This window comes from Streptomyces cinereoruber, assembly GCF_009299385.1.
Lineage (GTDB): Bacteria > Actinomycetota > Actinomycetes > Streptomycetales > Streptomycetaceae > Streptomyces > Streptomyces bikiniensis.
The window spans coordinates 722,823-744,198 of record NZ_CP023693.1 but is presented as its reverse complement, the minus strand read 5'-3'; the positions used below and the strand labels follow the sequence as shown (position 1 = coordinate 744,198).

14 protein-coding genes and 1 pseudogene are annotated in these 21,376 nt (G+C 74.9%); 6 read left to right on the top strand and 9 right to left on the bottom strand.

Translation table 11 applies throughout. The annotated features are described in order from the left end of the window. Positions 1 to 39 precede the first annotated feature (39 nt). Entirely contained in the window at positions 40 to 711 is a 672-nt protein-coding gene (locus CP977_RS03375; RefSeq protein ID WP_062757325.1) for a GntR family transcriptional regulator, read from the bottom strand. A 102-nt stretch (positions 712 to 813) separates the two neighbouring features. Further along, entirely contained in the window at positions 814 to 2,019 is a 1,206-nt protein-coding gene (locus CP977_RS03370) for a CaiB/BaiF CoA transferase family protein (RefSeq protein ID WP_167308997.1), read from the bottom strand. A gap of 220 nt (positions 2,020 to 2,239) precedes the next feature. Here CP977_RS03370 and CP977_RS03365 point away from each other — a divergent pair, with 220 nt between their 5' ends. Then, positions 2,240 to 3,421, top strand: a complete 1,182-nt coding sequence (locus CP977_RS03365) for an acyl-CoA dehydrogenase family protein (RefSeq protein ID WP_062757323.1) — start codon at positions 2,240 to 2,242, stop codon at positions 3,419 to 3,421. A gap of 31 nt (positions 3,422 to 3,452) precedes the next feature. Here CP977_RS03365 and CP977_RS03360 read toward each other — a convergent pair whose 3' ends face one another. Both CP977_RS03360 and CP977_RS03355 read right to left on the bottom strand, forming a co-directional pair. After that, positions 3,453 to 3,956, bottom strand: a complete 504-nt coding sequence (locus CP977_RS03360; RefSeq protein WP_062757321.1) for an FBP domain-containing protein — start codon at positions 3,954 to 3,956, stop codon at positions 3,453 to 3,455. 96 nt (positions 3,957 to 4,052) lie between these two features. Next, positions 4,053 to 5,468: a DUF6777 domain-containing protein gene (locus tag CP977_RS03355; RefSeq protein WP_372460732.1), complete on the bottom strand. Its 1,416-nt coding sequence runs from the start codon at positions 5,466 to 5,468 to the stop codon at positions 4,053 to 4,055. Between the two features lie 149 nt (positions 5,469 to 5,617). Between CP977_RS03355 and CP977_RS03350 the strand changes: the two genes are divergently transcribed. Continuing rightward, positions 5,618 to 6,976, top strand: coding sequence for a streptophobe family protein (locus CP977_RS03350; protein WP_372460733.1), 1,359 nt, complete (start codon positions 5,618 to 5,620; stop codon positions 6,974 to 6,976). 12 nt (positions 6,977 to 6,988) lie between these two features. Here the strand turns inward: CP977_RS03350 and CP977_RS03345 are convergent, their stop codons facing one another. Genes CP977_RS03345 through CP977_RS03335 form a run of 3 tightly spaced genes read right to left on the bottom strand, consistent with a single transcriptional unit; the run spans position 6,989 to position 11,614 of the window. Then, the gene (locus CP977_RS03345) at positions 6,989 to 7,981 is read right to left on the bottom strand and encodes a serine/threonine-protein kinase (protein ID WP_062757317.1); all 993 of its coding nucleotides are present in this window, start codon (positions 7,979 to 7,981) and stop codon (positions 6,989 to 6,991) included. Further along, positions 7,981 to 8,976 (bottom strand): SH3 domain-containing protein, encoded by a 996-nt coding sequence (locus CP977_RS35465; protein ID WP_372460734.1) that lies wholly within the window; start codon positions 8,974 to 8,976, stop codon positions 7,981 to 7,983. The genes CP977_RS03345 and CP977_RS35465 overlap by 1 nt, the downstream gene beginning before the upstream one ends. A 4-nt stretch (positions 8,977 to 8,980) precedes the next feature. Next, entirely contained in the window at positions 8,981 to 11,614 is a 2,634-nt protein-coding gene (locus tag CP977_RS03335; RefSeq protein ID WP_062757315.1) for an FHA domain-containing protein, read from the bottom strand. Between the two features lie 103 nt (positions 11,615 to 11,717). On the opposite strand from CP977_RS03335, the gene CP977_RS03330 reads away from it, so the two are divergent. Then, positions 11,718 to 12,389, top strand: a complete 672-nt coding sequence (locus CP977_RS03330) for a TetR/AcrR family transcriptional regulator (protein ID WP_062759147.1) — start codon at positions 11,718 to 11,720, stop codon at positions 12,387 to 12,389. On the opposite strand, the gene CP977_RS03325 is transcribed toward CP977_RS03330, so the two are convergent. Next, positions 12,353 to 13,159 (bottom strand): class II aldolase/adducin family protein, encoded by an 807-nt coding sequence (locus CP977_RS03325; protein WP_062757312.1) that lies wholly within the window; start codon positions 13,157 to 13,159, stop codon positions 12,353 to 12,355. The two genes, CP977_RS03330 and CP977_RS03325, sit on opposite strands and share 37 nt — an antisense overlap. 190 nt (positions 13,160 to 13,349) lie before the next feature. Between CP977_RS03325 and CP977_RS03320 the strand changes: the two genes are divergently transcribed. Next, the gene (locus CP977_RS03320) at positions 13,350 to 14,003 is read left to right on the top strand and encodes a ThuA domain-containing protein (protein ID WP_062757310.1); all 654 of its coding nucleotides are present in this window, start codon (positions 13,350 to 13,352) and stop codon (positions 14,001 to 14,003) included. A 101-nt stretch (positions 14,004 to 14,104) separates the two neighbouring features. Further along, the gene (locus CP977_RS03315) at positions 14,105 to 15,502 is read left to right on the top strand and encodes an NADP-dependent succinic semialdehyde dehydrogenase (protein ID WP_062757308.1); all 1,398 of its coding nucleotides are present in this window, start codon (positions 14,105 to 14,107) and stop codon (positions 15,500 to 15,502) included. A gap of 33 nt (positions 15,503 to 15,535) precedes the next feature. Here the strand turns inward: CP977_RS03315 and CP977_RS03310 are convergent, their stop codons facing one another. Continuing rightward, on the bottom strand, positions 15,536 to 17,620 hold the full coding sequence (locus tag CP977_RS03310) for a SpoIIE family protein phosphatase (RefSeq protein ID WP_109186390.1): 2,085 nt from the start codon (positions 17,618 to 17,620) through the stop codon (positions 15,536 to 15,538). A 340-nt stretch (positions 17,621 to 17,960) separates the two neighbouring features. Between CP977_RS03310 and CP977_RS03300 the strand changes: the two are divergent. Next, positions 17,961 to 21,315: pseudogene (locus tag CP977_RS03300) on the top strand (ATP-binding protein). Positions 21,316 to 21,376 lie beyond the last annotated feature (61 nt).

Sequence of the window (21,376 nt, the reverse complement as noted above, 5' to 3'; positions counted from 1 at the left end):
GGGCGCGCCGCCACCGGCGGCACCCGGTTTTCCGGGGGATCAGTCCGCGTCCCGCCCCAGGACCGCGCGCAGGGCCGCCACCGCGTGCGCCCGGTGCTCGTCGAGCCGGCGGACGGTGGCCGCCTCGTCGCCGTGGCGGAGCGCGGAGAGCACGGCCCGGTGCTCCCGCACGGCCAGTTTCCGGTGCGGGGCGTCCGTGTAGTACAGCGAGCGGTACGCGTCCGTGGAGTCCCACAGGGTCGCGATGAGGCGCACGAGGCGCGGCATCCCGGACGCCTCGATCAGGGTGAAGTGGAAGAGCCGGTTCGCCGCCGCCATCGCGGGCACGTCCCCGGCGTCGGCGGCCCGCTCCACCTCGCGCTGGATCCGTTCGAGCGCGCCGACCGTGCCCTCCGGCATCCGCCCCACGGCCAGCCGGACCGCCTCCGTCTCCAGCAGCTCCCGGATCCGGTAGATCTCCTCCAGGTCGTCGAGCGAGAGCTCCGCGACGAAGTAGCCCCGGTGTATGTGATGGACCACCAGACCCTCGGCCTCCAGGGCCTTGAGGGCCTCGCGCAGCGGCACCCGGCTCACCTCGAACCGGGCCGCCAGGGCGTCCTGGCGGATCTGGTCGCCCGGCCTGAGCTCCCCGGTGGTGATGGCGCGCCGCAGCTCCTCCAGGACGAACTGCTGGGCGGTCTGCGGCCGCCGCTTCTGCACCGCGCTGCTCATCGCCTGTGACCTTCCGTTCCTCGTGCCGCCGGACCGTTCCTCCGGTGGGCCGCTCCTCCGGCGTGACCATCTTCCTACGGATCCTCCGGGCCTTCCCCCGGGTCAGGACGCGCCCGCGGTCCGGCCCTCCGCGCCGAGCACGGCGTCCGTGTGCTCGCCGAGGCGCGGGGGAGCGGACCGGTAGGAGGGCGGGGTGGCGCCGAGCCGGATCGGGTTGGCGACCTGACCGGGGCCGGCGGCGGACTCGGGGACGCGCGGGGCGAGCCCCAGCCGGTCGGCCAGGCCGAAGGCGTCCGCCAGGTCATTGATGGGCCCGCAGGGCACGCCGGCCGCCGTCAGCTCCTCGAACCAGTCGTCGGCGGTGCGCGTGCCGAGCGGCCCGGCGAGCGCCGCCGCCAGCTCCTCCCGGTGGGCGACCCGGGCCGCGTTGGTCGCGAAGCGGGCGTCCCCGGCCAGCTCCGGCAGGCCGATCCGCTCGCACAGCGCCCGGAACTGCCGGTCGTTGCCCACCGCCAGGACCAGCGGCCGGTCCTCCGCCTCGAAGACCTCGTACGGGGTGATGCTCGGGTGCCGGTTGCCCATCGCGCGCGGCACGACCCCCGCCCCGAGGTGCGCGGCGGCCTGGTTGGTGAGCGCGGAGAGCAGGGAACCGAGCAGCGAGACCTCGACGCGCTGGCCCTCGCCGGTGCGCTCCCGGTGCCGGAGCGCGGCGAGCACGCCCATGCCCGCGTGCAGGCCGGTGACGACGTCGACCAGGGCCACCCCCGTCTTCGTCCCCGGGCCGCCCGGCTCGCCCGTCACGCTCATCAGGCCGCCCATGGCCTGGACGAGCAGGTCGTACCCCGGGAGCCGGGCGCCCTCCGCCGTGCCGAAGCCGGTCACCGAGCAGTAGACGAGCCCCGGGTTCGTCGCCCGCACCGCCTCGTAACCGAGCCCCAGCCTCTCCATCGTGCCGGGGCGGAAGTTCTCCACCAGGACGTCCGCCCGGTCCACGATCGCGCGCGCCGCCGCCAGGTCCCCGGGATCCGTCAGATCGAGCGACACGGACCGCTTGTTCCGGTTCACCCCGAGGAAGTACGTGGCCTCCCCGCCCGCGAACGGCGGCCCCCACGCGCGCGTGTCGTCCCCCGACCCCGGCCGCTCGATCTTGATCACGTCAGCGCCCAGGTCGGCCAGGAGCATCGTCATGTACGGCCCGGCGAGGACCCGGCCGAAGTCCGCGACGACGATCCCGGACAGGGCGCCGGGCGCGGGGGCGGGCCCCGTGCCGGGTGAGGTGTCGGACGGGTCCGGCTGGTCTGCGCGCATTCCGCTCTCCTCGGGATCGGCGGGCGGGTGTCGGATCCGACGCGTCGGATCCGACACATCGGATTCGGATATTGGATCCAGTCCACCGGACCGTAGGGCCGGACCGGTGGATTTTCAATACTGGATCCAATATCCGATGTACGGCTACGCTTCGGCACGCCGAGCCGTCACAGGCACCCACCGCCACAGGCACCAGTCGCCCACCGCCAGGAGGCCGTCCGTGAAGTCGTCGTCCACCCCCGTCCACCCCTTCGACCTGCTCGCCGTCGACGGACTCCTGACCGACGAGGAGCGCGAGATCCGGCGCACCGTCCGCGCCGTCGCCGACCGCGAGCTGCGACCGCACGTCGCCGGCTGGTTCGAGAAGGGCGAGATCCCCGCCCGCGAGCTCGCCCGCACCCTCGGCGGCACCGGCGTGCTCGGCATGCACCTGGAGGGGTACGGCTGCGCGGGCACCAACTCCGTCGCGTACGGCCTGGCCTGTCTGGAACTGGAGGCCGTCGACTCCGGGCTGCGCTCCCTGGTCTCCGTGCAGGGCTCCCTCGCCATGTACGCGATCTGGAAGTACGGCTCCGAGGAGCAGAAGCGGCGGTGGCTGCCGAAGATGGCGGCGGGCGAGTACATCGGCTGCTTCGGCCTCACCGAGCCGGACGCCGGCTCGGACCCCGGCGCCATGCGGACCAACGCCAAGCGGGACGGTTCCGACTGGGTGCTCAACGGCACCAAGATGTGGATCACCAACGGCTCCGTCGCCGACGTGGCCGTCGTCTGGGCCCGCACCGAGGACGGCGTCCGCGGCTTCCTCGTCCCGGCCGGCACCCCCGGCTTCAGCGCCCCCGAGATCCGGATGAAGCTGTCGCTGCGCGCGAGCGTCACCAGCGAACTGGTCCTGGAGGACGTGCGGCTGCCCGCCGACGCGATGCTGCCGGAGGCCCGCGGCCTCTCCGGCCCGCTCGGCTGCCTCAACGAGGCCCGCTTCGGCATCGTCTTCGGCGCGCTCGGCGCCGCCCGCGACTGCCTGGAGACGGCGATCTCCTACGCCCGGGACCGCACCGTCTTCGCCCGGTCCCTCGCCTCGTACCAGCTGACGCAGCAGAAGCTCGCGGACATGTCCGTCGAACTGGGCAAGGGCATGCTCCTCGCCCTCCACCTGGGCCGTCTGAAGGACGCGGGCGCGCTCACCCCCGAGCAGGTCAGCGTCGGCAAGCTGAACAACGTGCGCGAGGCGATCGCGATCGCCCGCGAGTGCCGCACGATCCTGGGTGCCAACGGCATCACCCTGGAGTACCCGGTCCTGCGCCACGCCAACAACCTGGAGTCGGTGCTCACCTACGAGGGCACGAGCGAGGTGCACTCCCTGGTCATCGGCAAGGCGCTCACCGGCGAGCAGGCGTTCCGCTGAGCCGTCCCGGACGCGGGGGCGCGGCGGGCGGTCAGCCCGCCGTGACCCGCCGGACGAAGGCGTCGAGGTTGGCCGTCGTACGGGCGATCTGCTCGTCGAGGGTGAGGGACTCCTCCTGGCGCCGGCCGCGCAGCTTCGGCTGCCGCCTGCCCCGGACGTAGAGGGAGCAGGCGAGGTCGGCGCAGAGGTAGATCCCGACCGTGTTCCCCTCGCGGCCGCGGGTCCCGGCGAGCGGCGCCACGAGGAGCGTCACGCCCGAGGAGGCGTGCCCGGTCAGACAGATCTGGCACATGCTCGACTTCACGGCGCTGGTCCGGCCGGCGGCCGGGACCCGCAGGGACACCCCGAGCGGGCCGTCCTCGCGCGGGACCACCAGGTGGGCGCGCAGCGGCGCGCCGGGATCGACCCAGCCGAGGAAGTCCAGGTCGTCCCAGGGGAGCTCGGCGAAGTCGAGCGGCAGTTTCAGTCGCGCCGCCTCGCCCTTGGTGCAGTTCACGAAGGACGAGCGGATCTGTTTGTCGGTCAGCGGTTCCACTCGGTGGACCGTACACGCGTCGCCCCGGACGGGCATCCGAATATGGCGCCGATCCGAGGGGAGCGGCGCCGTGCTCGGACCGGCGGCCCATCCGGCTCAGGCCGCCGGTCCACCCGTGTCCGGGTCCGCCGGCGCGTTCCCCGAGGTCTCCGGGGCCGGCCCCGAGTTCGGGGTGGAGGTGTCCGGCTGCGGTTCGGGCGGCGGCGGGGAGTCCGGCTGGGGCTCGGGCGGCGGCGGTGACGAGTCGGGCTGCGGTTCGGGCGGCGGTGGCGACGAGTCGGGCTGCGGTTCGGGCGGCGGTGGCGACGAGTCGGGCTGCGGTTCGGGCGGCGGCGGTGACGAGTCCGGCCGCGGCGCCGGTGGCGACGAGTCGGGCGAGGGGCCCGGCGAGGACGTCGACGGGCCGGGGGAGGTGCTGCCGGAGGGGCAGGGCGACGCGCCGGGCGGGCACGGCGCCGGGGACGTCGAGGTGGGCGGCGAGGCCGGCTCGTCCCGGTCGCCGGTGTCGCCGTGCTTCCGCGCGAACCAGTCGCCGTTCTCGGGGTCGTACACCACGAAGGCGTTCACGACCGTCGTGGCGGGCGCGACGACCACCACCTGGTCGGCGTCGTACCCCGGCCAGGGCGTGCCCGTCGTCCGGGGGTTCTTCTGCGCCACCGGTTCGGTCAGCGGGTTGCCGCAGGCGCAGCGCACCCGGGGCACCCCGCGGTCGTCGACCAGGACCGCCGTACCGGACTGGAGGACCGCCTGGTACGCGGTGGCGGAGCCGTCCTCGAAGCCGTGGTTCGTCACCCGGGTGTCGGCCCGGAGCTGGAGCGGGGTGAGGGAGCGCAGATAGCCGGGCACCTCGTTCGCCGAGACGCGCAGGACCGAGGCGAAGGCCGCGTTCTTCGCGGGCTGGCCGGAGAGGTAGCGCACCTGCTGCTCCACGTCGCAGCTCGCCACCGACCGCGTCCCGCCGTAGAGGCCGGGCGCAGCGCCCGACACCCGGGGCGTGCCGGCCTCCTCGGAGCCGGTGCGGGGCGGCAGCGAGGCGGGCGGGGCGGACTCGGTGGCACGGGCCGTGGACTGCGTGAACGGGTCCGGGCCGGTCGCGGAGGCGCTCTGCAGGAAGACCTCCCCGCCGCCGGCGTTCGTGGTGCCGCCGTCGTCGCCCGAACGGCTGGTGAGCACGACGATCAGGGCGACGGCCGCCACCAGTACGGCGGTGATCGAGGCGACCTTCGGGACGGAACGCCACCACGGGCCGCCGCCCTTGCCTCCTTCGGGGTAGCGGGACGAGCCTCCGCCGTCCCCGGAACCGCCGCCCGAGCCTCCTGAACCGCCGGAGCCGCCGGAGCCGCCGGAGGGCGGCCCCGGGGGTGGCGGGGGGCCGGCCGCGTTCGGGCGTGTGCTCGGACCCGAGAGGGGGCCCGAAGGGGGACCTGTGGGGGGAACCGACGGCGGACCGGACGGAGGGCCGGACGGCGGGTGGGAAGTCACGTTTTTCCCTTTCTTCCGTTCCGCGCCCATTGTGTGCGCCGACCGGTACCCGCCCGCAAGCGGAGGCGAGCCGTTCCGCGCTCCCCGGCCCGCCCGCCCGCCCGAGCCGCGGCCGCTCCGTCCACGGGCCCGTGGCCGTCCACAAGCGCGCGGCCGTCCCCGGTACTAGCGTGGTCACCGTGAGCAGCAGGCCCTCCACCTCCACGCGGACCGCCGCGGCCCCGGCCGGGCTCTTCGCCCGGATCGCCCTCCAGGCCCTGGTGGCCGTGGTCGCCGGGTACCTCGCGATGGGCGTCGTCGCCGGGCTCGGCCTCTGGGCCGCGGGCGCCGCCGACCTGCCCGGCGGCTTCACCGCCGTCCTCGCCGCCGTCGTCGTCATGGCCACGGGCGGCAAGGTCGAACTCTCCGGCGACGCCGGCGCCCTCGCCGGGACCCAGGCCCAGCTGACCGCCATGCCCCTCACCGTCACCCTGGTGGGCGCACTGGTCACCGGCTACTGCTTCCTGCGGCCCCTGCGCCACCACGCGGTGACCGGCGCCCGCGAACTCCTGCTCCGCGCCGGGGCCGTCGTCGTCCTCTGGCTGGTCGCCCTCGCCGGGCTCTCCGCCCTCGCCCGGCACGACTTCCGGATCACCCTCGGCGGCCAGGAGACCGAGGACCCGCTCATGGACCTCTTCGGCGACCTCCTCGACTCCGTGAACCCGACCGTCGGCTTCCGCACCGACCTCGGGCCCACGCTCTTCTACGGCCTCCTGTGGATCATCGGCGTGCTCCTCGTCGCCCTCCTCGTCTCGCGCGGGACCCCCCTGCCGTCCCGGCTCGTCCGCTACCAGGAGCCCGTCCGGCCCGCCGCCCACGCGATGCTCCTCCTGCTCCTCGCGTACGTGCTCGTGGGCCTGGTCGTCGGGCTCGTCGTCGCCGCGACCGAGGGGCACCCCGCCGACACCTTCGCGGTCCTCCTCCTCGGCCTGCCCAACGTCACCTGGCTCGCCCTCGGCGTGGGCATCGGCGGCTCCTGGGAGGGCAGGGCGGAAGGCCCCTTCGGGCTGCCCGTGCCCCAGGTCCTCGACGCCGTCCTGCGCGGCGGGGGAGGGGGCGAACGGCCGGACCTCTCGACCGTCGACCTGTCCTCGCTCGCCGCGCAGGACGGACGGGCCTGGTGGCTGCTGCCCGTCGCCGCCGTCCTGGTGCTCGCCGCCGCCTTCGCAGCCGCCGTGCGCTCCCCGGCCCGGACCCGGCCGTGGCAGCACTCCCTGCGCTTCGGCGTCGCCTTCGCGCTCACCATGCTGGTCGCCGCCCCCGTCACCCTCGTCGAGGCCCGCTTCGGCCTCTCGGTCCTCGGCATCGGCGAACTCGACTCGCTCGGCGGACAGGTGCTGCTGCGCCCGCACGTGTGGGTGATCGCCGGCTTCGCGCTCCTGTGGGGCCTGGTCCTCGGCCTCCTCGGCGGCCTCCTCGCCTCCCGGGTACACCGGAAGGGCGAGGTCGAGCGGCCGGCCCGTGACGAGGAGGGCGCCGACCCGTCCGGTACCCCGTAACCCTTCGGCGGCCTACAGTTCCCGGAACACCGGCCGCGCCCACGCGGGCGGGGCGGGCGGCGGGCCGAGCGGCCTCGGCGCCCCGGACACCGCCGGGCCCGCCACCCCCGGGCCGCCCGACGCCAGGGCGGCGCGCAGCTGGGTGACGAACTCCAGACACGTCCCGTACCGCTCCTCCGGCGTCTTCGCCAGCGCCTTCGCGAAGACCGCGTCCGCCGCCCCCGGCAGCTCCGGCCGCGCCTCGGACACCGGCGGCGGGGGATCGTACTGCTGCGCCCACAGCACCGCCCAGTCGGTGTCCCGGCGGAACGGCGGCGCGCCCACCAGCGTCTCGAACACCACGCACGCCAGGCCGTACACGTCGCACCGGCCGTCGACCGGCTTCCCCGAGATCTGCTCGGGCGCCACGTAGTCCAGGGTCCCCACGAACTCGCCCACCGTCGTGAACCCCGTCAGGGACAGCGACTTCTTCGTCAGGCCGAAGTCGGTCAGGTACACGTGCTCCGGATGGTCGCGGTCGGTGCCCTCGGCCACCAGGATGTTGCCGGGCTTCACGTCCCGGTGCACCAGGTCGTGCGCGTGCGCCGCGTCCAGGGCCGAGGCCACCTGCACGGCGATCCTGCCCGCCTTCGCCGGCGGCAGCGGGCCCTCGCGGTGCAGCAGGGCCACCAGGTCCTGCCCCGCGACGTACCGCATGGCGATGTAGAGCACGCCCTCCGTCTCGCCCGCCTCGAAGACCGGCACGATGTGCGGGTGGTCGATGGACGCGGCGACCCGCGACTCGTGCGCGAAGCGCTTGCGGAAGGTGTCGTTGCGGGCCAGTTCGGGGGCCAGCAGCTTCAGCGCCACCGTGCGGTCGAGCCGCAGGTCCCGCGCCCGGTACACCACCGCCATGCCGCCGCGCCCGATCTCCCCCTCCAGGCGGTATCCGGCGACCTCCTTGCCGACGAGCCCCGAGGGCCGCCCGGCCGGAAGGTCCGGGTCGGCGTGCGCACCGCCGGCCATCAGCCCTCACCCGTCGGAGGCCGCTCCACGACCCGGGTCGGCGGCGGCTCCACCGTTTCGGGGGGTTGCTGCACGACTTGCGTGGGTGGTGGCGGGTCCACCGCCTCGGGAGGCTGTTCCACGACCTGCGTGGGTGGCGGCGGTTTCACCGCCTCGGGAAGTTGCTCCACGACCTGTGTCGGAGGCGGCGGCTCCGCCGCCTCGGGAGGCCGTTCCGCCACCCGTGTCGGGGGCCGTTCCACCACTTGGGTCGGCGGGCGCTCCGCCACCCCCGCCGGCGGCTGCTCCACGACCTGCGTCGGCGGGGGCGGCCCGGACGGACCGGCCGGCCCGGGCGCCGCCGGGTCGGCCGGGGGCACCACCCTGGTCGGGTCGTGCCCGGCGGGCGCCGCCCGGGCGGGCTCGTGGCCGTCGCCCTCCGCGTCCCCGCCCGCCGAAGCCGAAGCCGCCGGGGCCGGGGCCGCCGGGAAAGCGGGCGGTGAAGCGGTCATCGAGGGCGCGGATCCGGCCGCGTACGTACTGAGCCCCGCGCCGTCGCAGTACACCCAGCGCTCGTGCTCCGCGTCGTACAGCCACACCGACTCGCCGTCCACGACCATGCCCACCCGCAGGCCGCGGGTCCGCAGCCGGAAGGCCTCGCCGTCGAGGCGGCCCGCGCCCAGCTCCTCGGCGGCCCGCCGGTAGCGGCCGAGGGCGTCCTCGGCGCGGGCGATCAGCGGGCGGGGGTCGGCGGTCCTGGTGAGGGGACGGCCCGCCGCCGGCGGGTCGTCGGGGACGCTGACGAGCAGCCGCGCGTCGACCCACGCCGTCCAGCCGTTGGAGCACCGGATCCGTCCCCAGTCCCCGCTCCGCTCCTCCAGGCGCACCGGCAGGAAGGCGTCCAGGGGCGCCGTGGGCAGCCCCGGATCGGGCGCCTCCCAGGCGGGCAGGCCGTCGCGCGGTACGACGTGGGTGGGCCGGAAGTCCGGCACGTACTCGGACACGGGGACGCTCACGAACCTACCTCCGCATGACGACCGGCTCGTGGCGGCGCAGCAGCCGGGCCACGACCAGGCCGAGGACCAGACAGAGCACCACCATCATGCCCATGTCGAACAGCCAGGCCTCCGCCGTGTGCCGCATCAGCGGATCGGTGGTCTTGTCGCTCGGCGCCACCTTCCCGATGTCGATCGTCGCGCCCATCGCCGCGAACGCCCACCGCGAGGGGACGAGCCAGGCCAGCTGCTCCAGGACGGGCGTGCCCCGCACGGTCAGGAGGGCCCCGCAGAACACCACCTGCACGATGGCGAGGAGGACCAGCAGCGGCATCGTCACCTCCTCCTTGCGGACGAGGGCGGAGACGAACAGGCCGAGCATCATCGCCGTGAAGGACAGCAGCGCGACGGCGAGGGTGATCTCCACCAGCGGGGGCATCAGGACCCCCTTGCCGCCGGGCACGTTCAGCGGCACGCCGATCAGGGCCACCAGGGTCAGGACGACCGCCTGTACGACCGTGATCAGGCCGAGGACCACCACCTTGGAGGCGAGGTAGGCCGAGCGGGACAGGCCGACGGCTCTCTCGCGCCGGTAGATCGTGCGTTCCTTGACGAGTTCGCGCACGGCGTTCGCCGCGCCCGTGAGGACCCCGCCCACGCAGAGGATGAGCAGGACGTTCAGCGACGACTCGGGGTTGAGACTGCCCTCGGACAGGGCGCGGGCCATCGCCCCCATCACGAAGGGCAGCGCCACCATGATGACGATGAAGGTGCGGTCGGCGGAGAGCGCCGCCGCGTAGCGGCGCACCAGCGTCCGCAGCTGGGAGCCCCAGCTCTGCGCCTTCGGCGGCGGGGCGGGCACCTCGTCCCCGGGGGCGCTGCCGCCCAGGGGGAGGTCCGGGCCCGCCGTGGCGTCGGTGATGTACCGGCGCTGGAAGCGGGAGGAGCGGTAGCCGCCCGCCCAGTCGCGGTCCCGTTCCTTCTCGAAGGCCTCGAAGGCCTCCGGCCACTCCGTGAAGCCGAAGAATTCGAGGGCCTCGGAGGGCGGTCCGTAGTAGGCGACCCGGCCGCCGGGCGCGAGGACGAGCAGCCGGTCGCAGACGTCCAGGCTGAGCACGCTGTGCGTCACCACGACGACCGTGCGCCCGTCGTCGGCGAGCCCGCGCAGCATGTGCATCACGGACCGGTCCATGCCCGGGTCGAGGCCCGAGGTGGGCTCGTCCAGGAAGAGCAGGGACGGCTTGGTGAGCAGCTCCAGGGCGACGCTCACGCGCTTGCGCTGGCCGCCGGAGAGGCTGTGGATCGGCTGGTCCGCGCGCTCCACGAGGCCGAGCTCCCGGATCACCTCGTCCACCCGGGCCTGCCGTTCCGCGCGCTCGGTGTCCTCGGGGAACCGCAGCTCGGCGGCGTACCCCAGGGCCCGGCGGACGGTCAGCTGGAGGTGCAGGATGTCGTCCTGGGGGACGAGCCCGATGCGCTGGCGCAGCTCGGCGTAGTCCCGGTACAGGTCGCGGCCGTCGTAGAGGACCGTGCCCCGGTCGGCGGGACGCTGGCCGGTGAGGGCGTTCAGGAGCGTGGACTTCCCGGCGCCGGACGGTCCGACGACCGCGAGCAGGCACTTCTCGCCCACCGGGAACGACACCTCGTCCAGGAGGGTCTTGTGCCCGTGGTCGACGGTGACGGCGAGCGACCGCACGTCGAGGGAGACCTCGCCGGTGTCGGTGAACTCGACCAGCTGCCCGCCGATCAGGCAGAACGCGCACCGGCCGATGCCGACGATGTCCTCCGGCGTCACCCGGGCGTCGGTGACGGGCCGCCCGTTGAGGAAGGTGCCGTTGTGGCTGTCCAGGTCGTGGATCCAGTAGGTGCCGTCGGGGTGGGCGCGCAGTTCGGCGTGGTGCCGGGAGACGACGAGGTCGGGGACGACCACGTCGTTGTCGGGGGCGCGGCCGATGCGGATGCTGTGGGTGGGCAGCGGCCGGACGGACGTCGGCTGCCGGAAGGTGCCGGTGGCGGCGGGGTGCGAGACGGAGGGGGGCCGGGGAGGGGAGGCCTCCCGCCCCGGCACGGCTCCGGGGAAGGGCTCCCGCTCCCGTACGGGACCAGGCTCCGGCTCCCGTACTGGCTCGGGGGCGGGCTCCGGTTCCCGTACGGGTTCCTCCCGCACGTGCCGTTCCCGTACGGGCTCCGGTTCCGGGACGGTCTCCCGCTCCCGTACGGCCTCCGGTCCCGGTTCCCGTTCCCGTGCGTGCTCGGGTTCCGGCTCCGGCACGGCCGGTGCGCCCGCCGCGTCCGGTACGGGCGGTGGCGGCGGAGGCTCCGCCCGGCGGGCCGGGGCGCCGGCCGAGAGGACGGCGCGCGGGCCGTCCTCCGGGTGTCCGAACCGCAGGACGGTCCCGGCGGCGACCTCCCGCGGACGGTCCACCTTCCGGCCGTCCGCGAAGGTGCCGTTCGTACTGTCCTCGTCGGTCAGGGTCCACCGGCCGGCGGAGGCCCTGAGCACCGCGTGGTGCCAGGACGCCCGGGCGTCCGCGAGGACGATGTCGCTGGTGGGGTCCCGTCCGACGCGGTAGACGCGGCTCGGGTCCATGAGCGTCGCGTCCCCGTCGATCTCGAGGACCAGGTCGGGCGCCGCGGGCGCGGCCGGCCACTCTCCCATGTCTGAATTTTATCCGCCGGAGCTGATCCCCGCCCGGCCGGGAGGCGCCGGTATGGTGGGCGTCCGCCGCGGGAGCGGCCCGGACGAACTGGAGGAACCACCCGTGCCGAAAGGTGTCACCAGGCGGCGGCCCCGCACCCGCGCGGCGCTCCTGAAGGCCGCCCTGGAGACCTTCGCCGAGCACGGCTTCCACGCGGCGACGATCGAGCAGATCTGCGAGCGCGCCGGCTACACGCGGGGCGCGTACTACTCGAACTTCGCGAGCAAGGAGGAGCTCTTCCTCGCCCTCTTCGACGAGCACAGCGAGCGGACGGTGCGGCGGCTCGCCGAGTCCATCGACGCGCTGACGGCCGAGGAGTACACCCTGGCCCGGCTCGCGGAGCTGGCCTCCCGGGTGGAGCCGGACGAGCGGGACTGGTACCTGGTGACCACCGAGTTCACCCTGCACGCCATCCGGGACCCGCAGGCCGCCTGGGTGCTCGCGCGCCACGACGAGCGGCTGCGGGCCGAGATAGCCCGCGGCCTCACGCTCGTCCTGCGCCGGGCCGGGCGCGAACTGACCGTGGACGCCGACCGGTTCGCGCGCCTGCTCATCGCCCTGCGCGAGGGCGGTCTCGCGCAGAGCTACGTGGAGCCGGACGCGCTGCCGCCGGGCAGTCTGGAACGCCAGTTCCTCCCCGGGTTCCTGGAGGCCTCGACGCGCGAACTCCCGGAAGGCGGGGCCCGGGCGGGCGGGGATCAGTCGAAGAGGTCCGGGTCGGACGCGGTGATCTGATCCCACAGCGGGCGCGCCTGGAACCAGCCGGCCAGGTGCCCGCCGACCTGCCCGCGCGTGAGCAGGGCGGTCTCCCGGTCGATGAGCTGCGGGGTGCCCGCGGCCATCGCGAGCAGCTGGGCCTGGCAGGAGCGCTCCATGGTGACGAACCACCACACGGCCTCGGCGACGGAGTGGCCGACCGTCAGGAGCCCGTGGTTCTTGAGGATCACGGCCTTGTACGCGCCGAGGGCCTTGGCGACCCGCTCGCCCTCCTCGGTCTCGTTCACCACGCCCCGGTAGTCGTCGTAGATCCCGTGGTCCTCGAAGAACGCGCAGGCGTCCTGGGTGATCGGGTCGAGCGGGATCCCGAGGCTGGAGAAGGCCTTGCCGTACAGGGAGTGCGAGTGCGCGGCGGCGATCGCGTCGGGGCGGGCGGCGTGGACCCGGGAGTGGATGACGAAGGCGGCCCGGTTCACGGGCCGGCGCCCTTCGAGGACGACGCCCTCGTGGTCGACCAGGATCAGGTCGGAGGCCTTGATCTGGGTGAAGCTCATCCCGAACGGGTTGACCCAGAAGGCGTCCGGGTCGCCGGGGTCGCGGACGGTGATGTGCCCGGCGACCCCCTCGGAGAAGCCGAACCGCCCGAAGATCCGGAATCCGGCGGCCAGTTGCTCCTTGCGGTACCGCCGCTCCTCCTCGACGTCCTCGAAGGTGGGCGGCAGCGGCAGGACGACCCCTTCGGGCAGCGGCCCGACGGCGGCGGCGAGCGCGGGCGGCACGGTGCTCATGACGGCTCCTCGGTGGAACGGGTGCGGATTACGGATACGGGCGGGAACGGCGCGCCAAAAGATACAGACGTGTATCCGATACGACAATGGATCGGAACGCCCCTTGCGGGGCGCGGCCCCCGGTGACTACGGTCGGAACACGGGGAGAAAGCGCTTTCTCCCTCGTCCTTCCGCCCCTGGAGCGCGCCGCGTGACCACCGCAGACGTCCTGATCCACACCCGCACCGCCGGATACCGTCACGACTCCATCCCCGACGGCGCCGCCGCGCTCACGGAGCTCGCGCAGGAGCTGGGGCGGACGGCCGAGACCACCGAGGACCCGGGCGCCTTCACGCCCGAACGGCTCGCCCGGTGCGCCGTCGTCGTCCTCCTCTCCACCACCGGGAACGTCCTGACCCCCGAGGGCCGGACCGCCTTCGAGGCCTACCTGCGGGGCGGCGGCGCCCTCCTCGCCGTGCACGCCGCCGCCAACGCCGAGCCCGACTGGCCCTTCTACGGAGAAATCCTCGGCACCCGCTTCGACGGCCACCCCGAGGTCCAGCCCGGCACCGTCCTCGTCGCCCCCGGGGACCACCCGGCGACCGCCCCGCTCCCGGCCCGCTGGCAGTGGACGGACGAGTGGTACAACTTCACCTCCGCCCCCCGGGGGGTACGGGTCCTGGCCCGGGCCGACGAGACCTCGTACCGGGGCGGCACCCACGGCGACGACCACCCGCTCGCCTGGTGCCGGGAGGTGGACCGGGGGCGCGTCCTCTTCACCGCCCTCGGACACGCCCCGGAGGCGTACCGCGACCCGCTCTTCCGGGCCCACCTCACCGGCGCCCTGACCTGGCTGACCGCCTGAACGGCCGGATCGCCCGTCCGGTCGCCCCGCCCCTGTTGCGCCGCGCCGCTCTTCACGGAAGGTTGGTGTCGGACGGGGGCCGACGCAGGAGGAGACAGGCCATGGGCATCGCCACCGTGAACCCCGCGACCGGGGAGACGCTGCGCACCTACGAGGCCCACGGGCCCGAGGAGGTCGAGCGCCGCGTCGCCGCCGCGCACGAGACGTACCGCCAGTACCGCACCACCTCCTTCGCCGAACGCGCCCGCCTCCTGCGCGCCGCCGCGACCCTCCTCGACGAGGACACCGAGGACATCGCGCGCACCATGACGACCGAGATGGGCAAGCCGATCGCCGCCGCCCGCGCGGAGGCCGCCAAGTGCGCCAAGGCCATGCGCTGGTACGCCCGCCACGCCGAGGAACTGCTCGCCGACGAGCACCCGGCGGAGAGCGACGTCCAGGACTCCGGCGCGGACACCGCCCGCGTCCACTACCGGCCCCTCGGCCCCGTCCTCGCCGTCATGCCGTGGAACTTCCCGCTCTGGCAGGTGATCCGCTTCGCCGCGCCCGCCCTCATGGCGGGGAACACGGGCCTCCTCAAGCACGCCTCCAACGTGCCGCAGACCGCCCTCTACCTCGGCGACCTCTTCCGCCGCGCCGGATTCCCCGAGGGCTGCTTCCAGACCCTCCTCATCGGCTCCCGCGAGGTCGAGGGCGTCCTGCGCGACCCCCGAGTGGTGGCCGCCACCCTCACCGGCAGCGAACCGGCCGGCCGGGCCGTCGCCTCCGTCGCGGGCGACGAGATCAAGAAGACCGTCCTGGAACTCGGCGGCAGCGACCCGTACATCGTGATGCCCTCCGCCGACGTCGTCGCGGCCGTCAAGACCGCCGTCACCGCCCGCGTCCAGAACAACGGCCAGTCCTGCATCGCCGCCAAGCGGTTCATCGTCCACCGGAACGTGTACGACGACTTCTCCGAGCGCTTCACCGCCGCCATGAACGCCCTCACCGTCGGCGACCCCCTCGACGAGTCCACCGACGTCGGCCCCCTCGCCACCGAACAGGGCCGCGCCGACCTGGAGGAGCTCGTCGACGACGCCGTGGAGAAGGGCGCCACCGCCCTCTGCGGCGGACACCGGCCCGAGGACGAGAAGCTGCGGAACGGCTGGTACTACCGGCCCACCGTCCTCACCGGCATCACCCCCGAGATGCGCATCCACCGCGAGGAGGCCTTCGGCCCGGTCGCCACCGTCTACCCGGTCGCCGACATCGAGGAGGCCGTGGCCGTCGCCAACGACTCGCCGTTCGGCCTCAGTTCCAACGTCTGGACCCGCTCCCAGGAGGACGTCGCCTTCTTCGTCCGCGACCTGGAGGCCGGCGGCGTCTTCGTCAACGGCATGACCGCCTCCCACCCCGCGCTCCCCTTCGGCGGGATCAAGCGCTCCGGTTACGGCCGCGAGCTGGCCGGCCACGGCATCCGCGAGTTCTGCAACGTCACCACGGTCTGGCAGCGCGCCTGACCCCACCGCCGGACGCCGCTCCCTCCCGAGGACTCACCCGCCGCCGGGAGCGGCGTCGGCCGGCACCCGCACCGGGCCGATCTCGCACCACACCGCCTTGCCCTCGCCGCGCGGCTCGACCCCCCACCGGGAGGCCAGCGCGTCCAGCAGGAGCAGCCCGCGCCCCGACGTGGCCGCCTCGCCCGGAGTGCGCCGCCGGGGCCAGGCGCTCGACCGGTCCTGCACCGACAGGCGCACCCGCCGCACCGGCTCGGGCAGCACCTCCAGGGTCAGCACCGCGCCCCCCTCCGTGTGCAGCAGCACGTTGACGAGCAGCTCGCCCGTCAACAGCTCGGCGTCGTCGGCCAGTTCCCGCATGCCCCAGTCGCGCAGCGCCTGCCCCACCGCCGCCCGCGCGTCCGAGAGGCCCTGCGGATCGGCCTGGTGGATGTACTGGTGGATGCGCGGCGCCTTGGGCGTGCCCGGGTCCGGGCTGCGCCGCAGCACCAGGAGGGCCACGTCGTCGCCCGAACCCCACCGCTCCCACAGACGGTCGGAGAGGTGGTCGGCGAGCGCCTCGGCCTGCGGCGGACCGCTGGCGATCGCCTCGGCGAGCGCGGTGAGACCGGACGAGATGTCCGAGTCCGGCTGCTCGACCAGCCCGTCCGTGCAGAGCACCAGGGTCTCCCCGGGCACCAGGTCGAGCCGTGTCTCCGGGAACTCCTCGTCCCCGAACACCGTCGCCAGGCCCAGCGGGAGCCCGCCCCGCAGCTTGGGCTGCCCCACCCGGCCGTCGTTGTGCCGGATCAGCGGGTCGAGGTGCCCGGCCCGCACCGCGCGCAGGGTGCCGCTCGCCAGGTCCACCTGCGCGTACGTACAGGTCGCGAACCGGTTCGTGTCCAGCTCCGCGAGGAACCGGGAGGCCCGGGCCAGCACCGTCGAAGGGGCGTGCCCCTCGCCCGCGTACGCCCGCAGCGCGATCCGCAGCTGGCCCATGATGGCAGCCGCGTGCGTGTCGTGGCCCTGCACGTCCCCCACCACGATCCCGACCCGGCTGCGCGGCAGCGGGATCACGTCGTACCAGTCGCCGCCGACCTGCCGCCCGCTCCACGCCGCGTGGTAGCGGACGGCGATCTCCCCGCCGGTGATCTCCGGGATCCGGCGCGGCAGCATCGCCGCCTGGAGCCCGGTCGCAAGCTCCCGCTCCTCGTCGAAGAGCATCGCCCGCTGGAGCGACTGGGCGACGATCGCCGCGAGTCCCAGGGCCAGGTTCCGCTCGTCGGGGTTGAACGAGGTGCGGCCCCGGTAGAACAGGGCCATCCCGCCCAGCGAGCGGGCCTGCGCCACCAGCGGCAGGTAGCAGGCGGCCCGGAAGTCGAGCCGGGGCAGATAGGGGGCCAGTTCGGGGAAGTCCCGCCCGAGCGACGGGAAGGACGACGCGAACCGGGGCCGGCCGCTCAGCACCGCCTCGGCCAGCGGCAGCCGCCGGTCGAGCCGCCGGTTGCGGAAGCCGTCGAGCACGTCGAGGGACTCCCCGCTGAGCGCGATGATGTTCAGCGAGCCGTTCTCCACCAGCCCCAGCGCGAGACCGTCCGCGCCGAGCCGGGCGAGCCCGCCCGGACCGGTCAGGGCCGCCGTCACGTCGTCCACGGTCACCGCGCGCGACAGCGCGTTCGTCGTCCGCTCCACGATGTTCGTCTGGACCTCGCGCCGCTTCTCCAGGTCCCGCACGAACGCGAAGTGCATCACCTCGGCGGTCGTGTCCCGCACGACGCCGACGATCCGCCGGGCCCGTCCGTCCGGCGAGCGCAGGATCCGCGCCTGCACGTGCGTCCAGTGGGGTGGTCCGTCGTCCTGCGGGATGGGGAAGTGCGCGGTGTACGAGGCCGCGCCGCTCTTGACGGCCTCGCGCACGACGCCCCGGAGCTTCACCCGCTCCTCGGGGTCGAGGCGCGCGACGAGGGTCTCGGGACGTCCGTCGAAGGAGTCCGGGGACACGCCGAAGACCAGCAGCCCGGACTCGTCGGCATCGATGCTGCCCGTGTCGAGATCCCAGTCGAAGCTGCCGGTCCGGTTCATGGCGAGCCACTCGGCGGGCCCGATCTCGCCACTGCGCGCACGCGGGTCGTCATCGGTCATCCTCCCCATTGTCGAACCCGCACCCCGGCGACGCCATGGCGGTGACACGGCGTGGCGCGAGTTCGCCGCGAAGGACGACCGTGCGGGGGCCTGTCGGACCCCCGCGTGGGACGAGCACGGCCGCGTGGGTCGGTGGTGGTCCGGCGACGGTGGGGTTCTAGGTGCTGGGGGCGCCTGGAGGTGCTGAAGATGCTGGAGGTGCTAGGGGTGTCGGTGGTGCCCTGGGCGTCGGTGGTGCCCCGGGTGCCGGTGGTGCTCTGGAGGTCAGTGGGGTCCCAGGTGTCGGTGACGCCCCGGATATCCGGTGGGGCCCCGGGCGTCGGCGGGGCAGAATGGGCCGGTGCAGCCGTCCTACCGCGTCCTCGGTCCGTGTCTGGCCCTCCGTACCGACGGCGGGACGGAGGCCGTCCTGGGCGGCGGCAGGCTCCGGGCCCTGCTCGCCGCGCTCGCGGCGGCCGGTGGGAGACCGGTGGACCCGGGCACGCTGATCGACCAGGTGTGGGCCGACGCCGACCCCGCCGACGGCCGGGACCGCACGGCCGCGCTCCAGGCCCTCGTCGGCCGGCTGCGCCGGGCCCTGGGCCGGGAGGCCGTCGCCTCGGACCCCGGCGGCTACCGCCTCGCCGCCGCCCGGGACGACATCGACCTCCACCGTTTCGAACGGCTCGCCGGCGAGGGTGCGGCCGCGCTCGCCGCCGGGGACGCGGGGCGGGCGGTCGTCCTGCTGGACGAGGCCCTGGGGCTCTGGCGCGGCCCCGCCCTGGCCGACCTGCCGGGCCGGGACACGGACCCCCTGGTCGTACGGGTCGAACAGCGGCACGCGCGGGCGCGCCGCGACCGGCTCGCCGCCGACCTGGCCCTGGGCCGGGCCGCCGACGTCCTCGCGCCGCTCGCCGCCCTCGCCTCGGAACAGCCCCTGGACGAACCCCTCCAGGCCCTGCGCGTCCGCGCCCTGCGGGCGGCCGGACGGCCCGCCGAGGCCCTGGCGGCGTACGAGGAGGTGCGCGCGGCCCTCGCGGAACGCCTCGGCACGGACCCCGGGCCCGAACTGCGCGCCCTGCACGCCGAACTCCTCGCGGAGGACCGGCCCGCCGGTCCCGGGGAGCGGACGCGCGCCCTGCCCGCCCGCCTGACCTCCTTCATCGGCCGCGACGCCGAACTGGGAGACCTCGCCGCCGACTGGGGCGCCCGGCGGCTCGTCACCCTCACCGGCCCGGGCGGCGTCGGCAAGACCCGGCTCGCCCTGGAGGCCGCCGAGACGTACGACGGGCCGGTCCACCTCGCCGAACTCGCCTCCGTACGCGACGGGGCCACGGTCGGCGCCGCCGTCCTCACCGCCCTCGGCGCCCGCGAGACACAGCTCTGGCAGCGCCCTTCCGTCCCCGGCGCCGTGCCGGAGGGCCGTTTCGCCGACCTCGTGGAGCACTGCGCCGGGCGGCGGATGCTGCTCGTCCTGGACAACTGCGAGCACGTGGTCGGCACGGCGGCCGAACTCGCCCAGGAGCTTCTGACGCGCTGCCCCGGAGTGACCGTGCTCGCGACGAGTCGGGAGCCGTTGGGGGTGCCGGGGGAGGTGGTGCGGCCGTTGGGTCCGCTGCCGGTGGGGATGGCGCTGCGGTTGCTGGGGGAGCGGGGGGCGGCGGCGCGGCCGGGGTTCGTGGTGGGGGGAGGACCGGGGGGCGGCGGAGGAGGTGTGCCGGCGGCTGGACGGTTTGCCGCTGGCGGTCGAGTTGGCGGCGGCGCGGTTGCGGATGTTGTCGTTGCGGCAGATCGCGGAGCGTCTGGACGATCGTTTCCGGTTGTTGACGGCGGGGGCGCGGACGGTGTTGCCGCGTCAGCAGACGTTGCGGGCGGTGGTGGACTGGTCGTGGGACCTGCTCGATGATCCGGAGCGGGTGGTGCTGCGGCGGCTTTCGGTGTTCACGGGCGGGTGCGACCTGGCGGCGGCGGAGGCGGTGTGCGCCGGCGACGGTGGGTCCGGGGAGGTGCTGGACGTGCTGGGCGCGTTGGTGGACAAGTCGTTGGTGGTGGCCGCTCCGGTGGACGGGGGGATGCGGTACCGGTTGCTGGAGACGGTGGCGGAGTACGCGCGGGAGCGGTTGGAGGAGGCGGGGGAGCGGGCGGGGGTGGAGCGGCGGCACCTGGCGTACTACCGGGAGCTGGCCCGGCGGACCGATCCGGAGCTGCGCGGGCCGGGACAGGTCGCCGCCATCACCCGCTTCGAACGGGAGCACGACAACCTGCGCGGCGCCCTGCGGACCGCCGTGGCGCTCGGCGACGAGCAGGAGGTCCTCTGCCTCGTCCACTGCCTCAGCTGGTTCTGGCAGCTGCGCAACCACCAGGTCGACGCCCGCACCTGGGCCGCCGAGGCCGGACGCCTCGGACCCGACCCGTTCCGGGAGCCCGTCCGGCGCGCGGAACCGATCGACGGGCGGTGCGTCGACGTACCGCCGCCGTGGACCGGCGAACGCCTCCGGGAGGCCCGGCGCGGCGGCCGGCTCTACGCGCTCGCCACCGAGGGCGGCGCGGGCGCCACCGCCCTCGAACGCCCCGAGAGCCGCGCCCGGCTCTCCGGCCTCGTCTCCGCGTACCGCCCCGGCCTGCCGCAGACCTGCCGGCAGCCGGGCACCATGTGGTACTTCGCCCGCCTGATGGCCGGGGAACTCACCGGCCTCGACGCGGCCCTCACGGAGATCGTCGACGCCTGCCGCGACCGGGCCCCCGGCTGGGACCTGGGCTTCGCCCTCCTCATGCGCGCCAAGCTCGCGGGCCGCGAGACCGACGCCGAGGAGGCGCTCGCCCTCTTCGAGGCCGCCGGGGACTCCTGGGGGATCGCGGAGTCCCTCGCCGCCCGGGGAGAGGCCTACGAGCAGGCCGGCAGGCTCCCCGAGGCCGCCGCCGACTTCGAACGGGCCACGGCCGCCGCCGCCCGCGTCGGCGCGCCCTCCCAGGTGTCCGTCTTCACCGCCCGCCTGGCCGCCGCACGGCTCCGAATCGGTCCCGAGGGCGACCGACCCGAAGGCAACCAGTCCGAGGGCGACCGGGCCAAGGATGATCGGCATGAGGGCGACCGGTTCGAAGGCGACCCGGAGGCCGAACGGCTCCTCGTCGAGGCCGCCGGCGAGGCCGGGAAGTGGGGTGCCGAGGCCGCCGGAGCCGCCCGGACGCTGCTCGTCCAGCACTACGCCCACACCGGACGCACCGGCCTCGCCCGCGCCCAGCTCACCCTGCTGGAGGGCGAGTTCGGAGAGAGCGTCCCGGCGCTCTTCCGGGGCCTGGTCGGCGGGACGTGGGCGTGGCTCGACTGCGTGGACGGCCTGTACGACCGGGCCGTCGAACGCCTCGCCCGCGCCGTCGTGGACGTGGAGACCCTGGCCCACCTGATCGCCCCGTACCTCGTCGTCGCCCAGTTCGGCACCGCCGCGTGGGCCCGCGGCGGGCGGGGCGGGCCGGGCGACGCCGAGGCCGGGGCGCGGTTCCTCGGCGCGTACGACGCCCACGCCGGGACCGGCAGCGGCAGCTTCCGCCCCTTCACCCCGGAGACGGAAGCCCTGATTCGCACCCGCGCGGAGGAGGTCCTGCGCGCGGCCCTCGCCCCGGAGGCGTACACCCGGCACTACGAGCAGGGCGCCGCCCTGTCCCTCAGGGCCGCCGCCGACCTCGTACGACAGCCCTGGGAGACCCCGGACGACTGACCGCCCGCCGCCCGTACCGGACGCGCACCCGCCCGTCCGGCGGGCCGGCACCGGCCCCCTC

What these genes read in the sequence shown, in the direction of transcription:
- CP977_RS03375 (WP_062757325.1), bottom strand. Translation starts at nt 711, where the DNA reads ATGAGCAGCGCGGTGCAGAAGCGGCGGCCGCAGACCGCCCAGCAGTTC.
- CP977_RS03370 (WP_167308997.1), bottom strand. Translation starts at nt 2,019, where the DNA reads ATGCGCGCAGACCAGCCGGACCCGTCCGACACCTCACCCGGCACGGGG.
- CP977_RS03355 (WP_372460732.1), bottom strand. Translation starts at nt 5,468, where the DNA reads ATGGGCGCGGAACGGAAGAAAGGGAAAAACGTGACTTCCCACCCGCCG.
- CP977_RS03345 (WP_062757317.1), bottom strand. Translation starts at nt 7,981, where the DNA reads ATGGCCGGCGGTGCGCACGCCGACCCGGACCTTCCGGCCGGGCGGCCC.
- CP977_RS03335 (WP_062757315.1), bottom strand. Translation starts at nt 11,614, where the DNA reads ATGGGAGAGTGGCCGGCCGCGCCCGCGGCGCCCGACCTGGTCCTCGAG.
- CP977_RS03325 (WP_062757312.1), bottom strand. Translation starts at nt 13,159, where the DNA reads ATGAGCACCGTGCCGCCCGCGCTCGCCGCCGCCGTCGGGCCGCTGCCC.
- CP977_RS03315 (WP_062757308.1), top strand. Translation starts at nt 14,105, where the DNA reads ATGGGCATCGCCACCGTGAACCCCGCGACCGGGGAGACGCTGCGCACC.
- CP977_RS03310 (WP_109186390.1), bottom strand. Translation starts at nt 17,620, where the DNA reads ATGACCGATGACGACCCGCGTGCGCGCAGTGGCGAGATCGGGCCCGCC.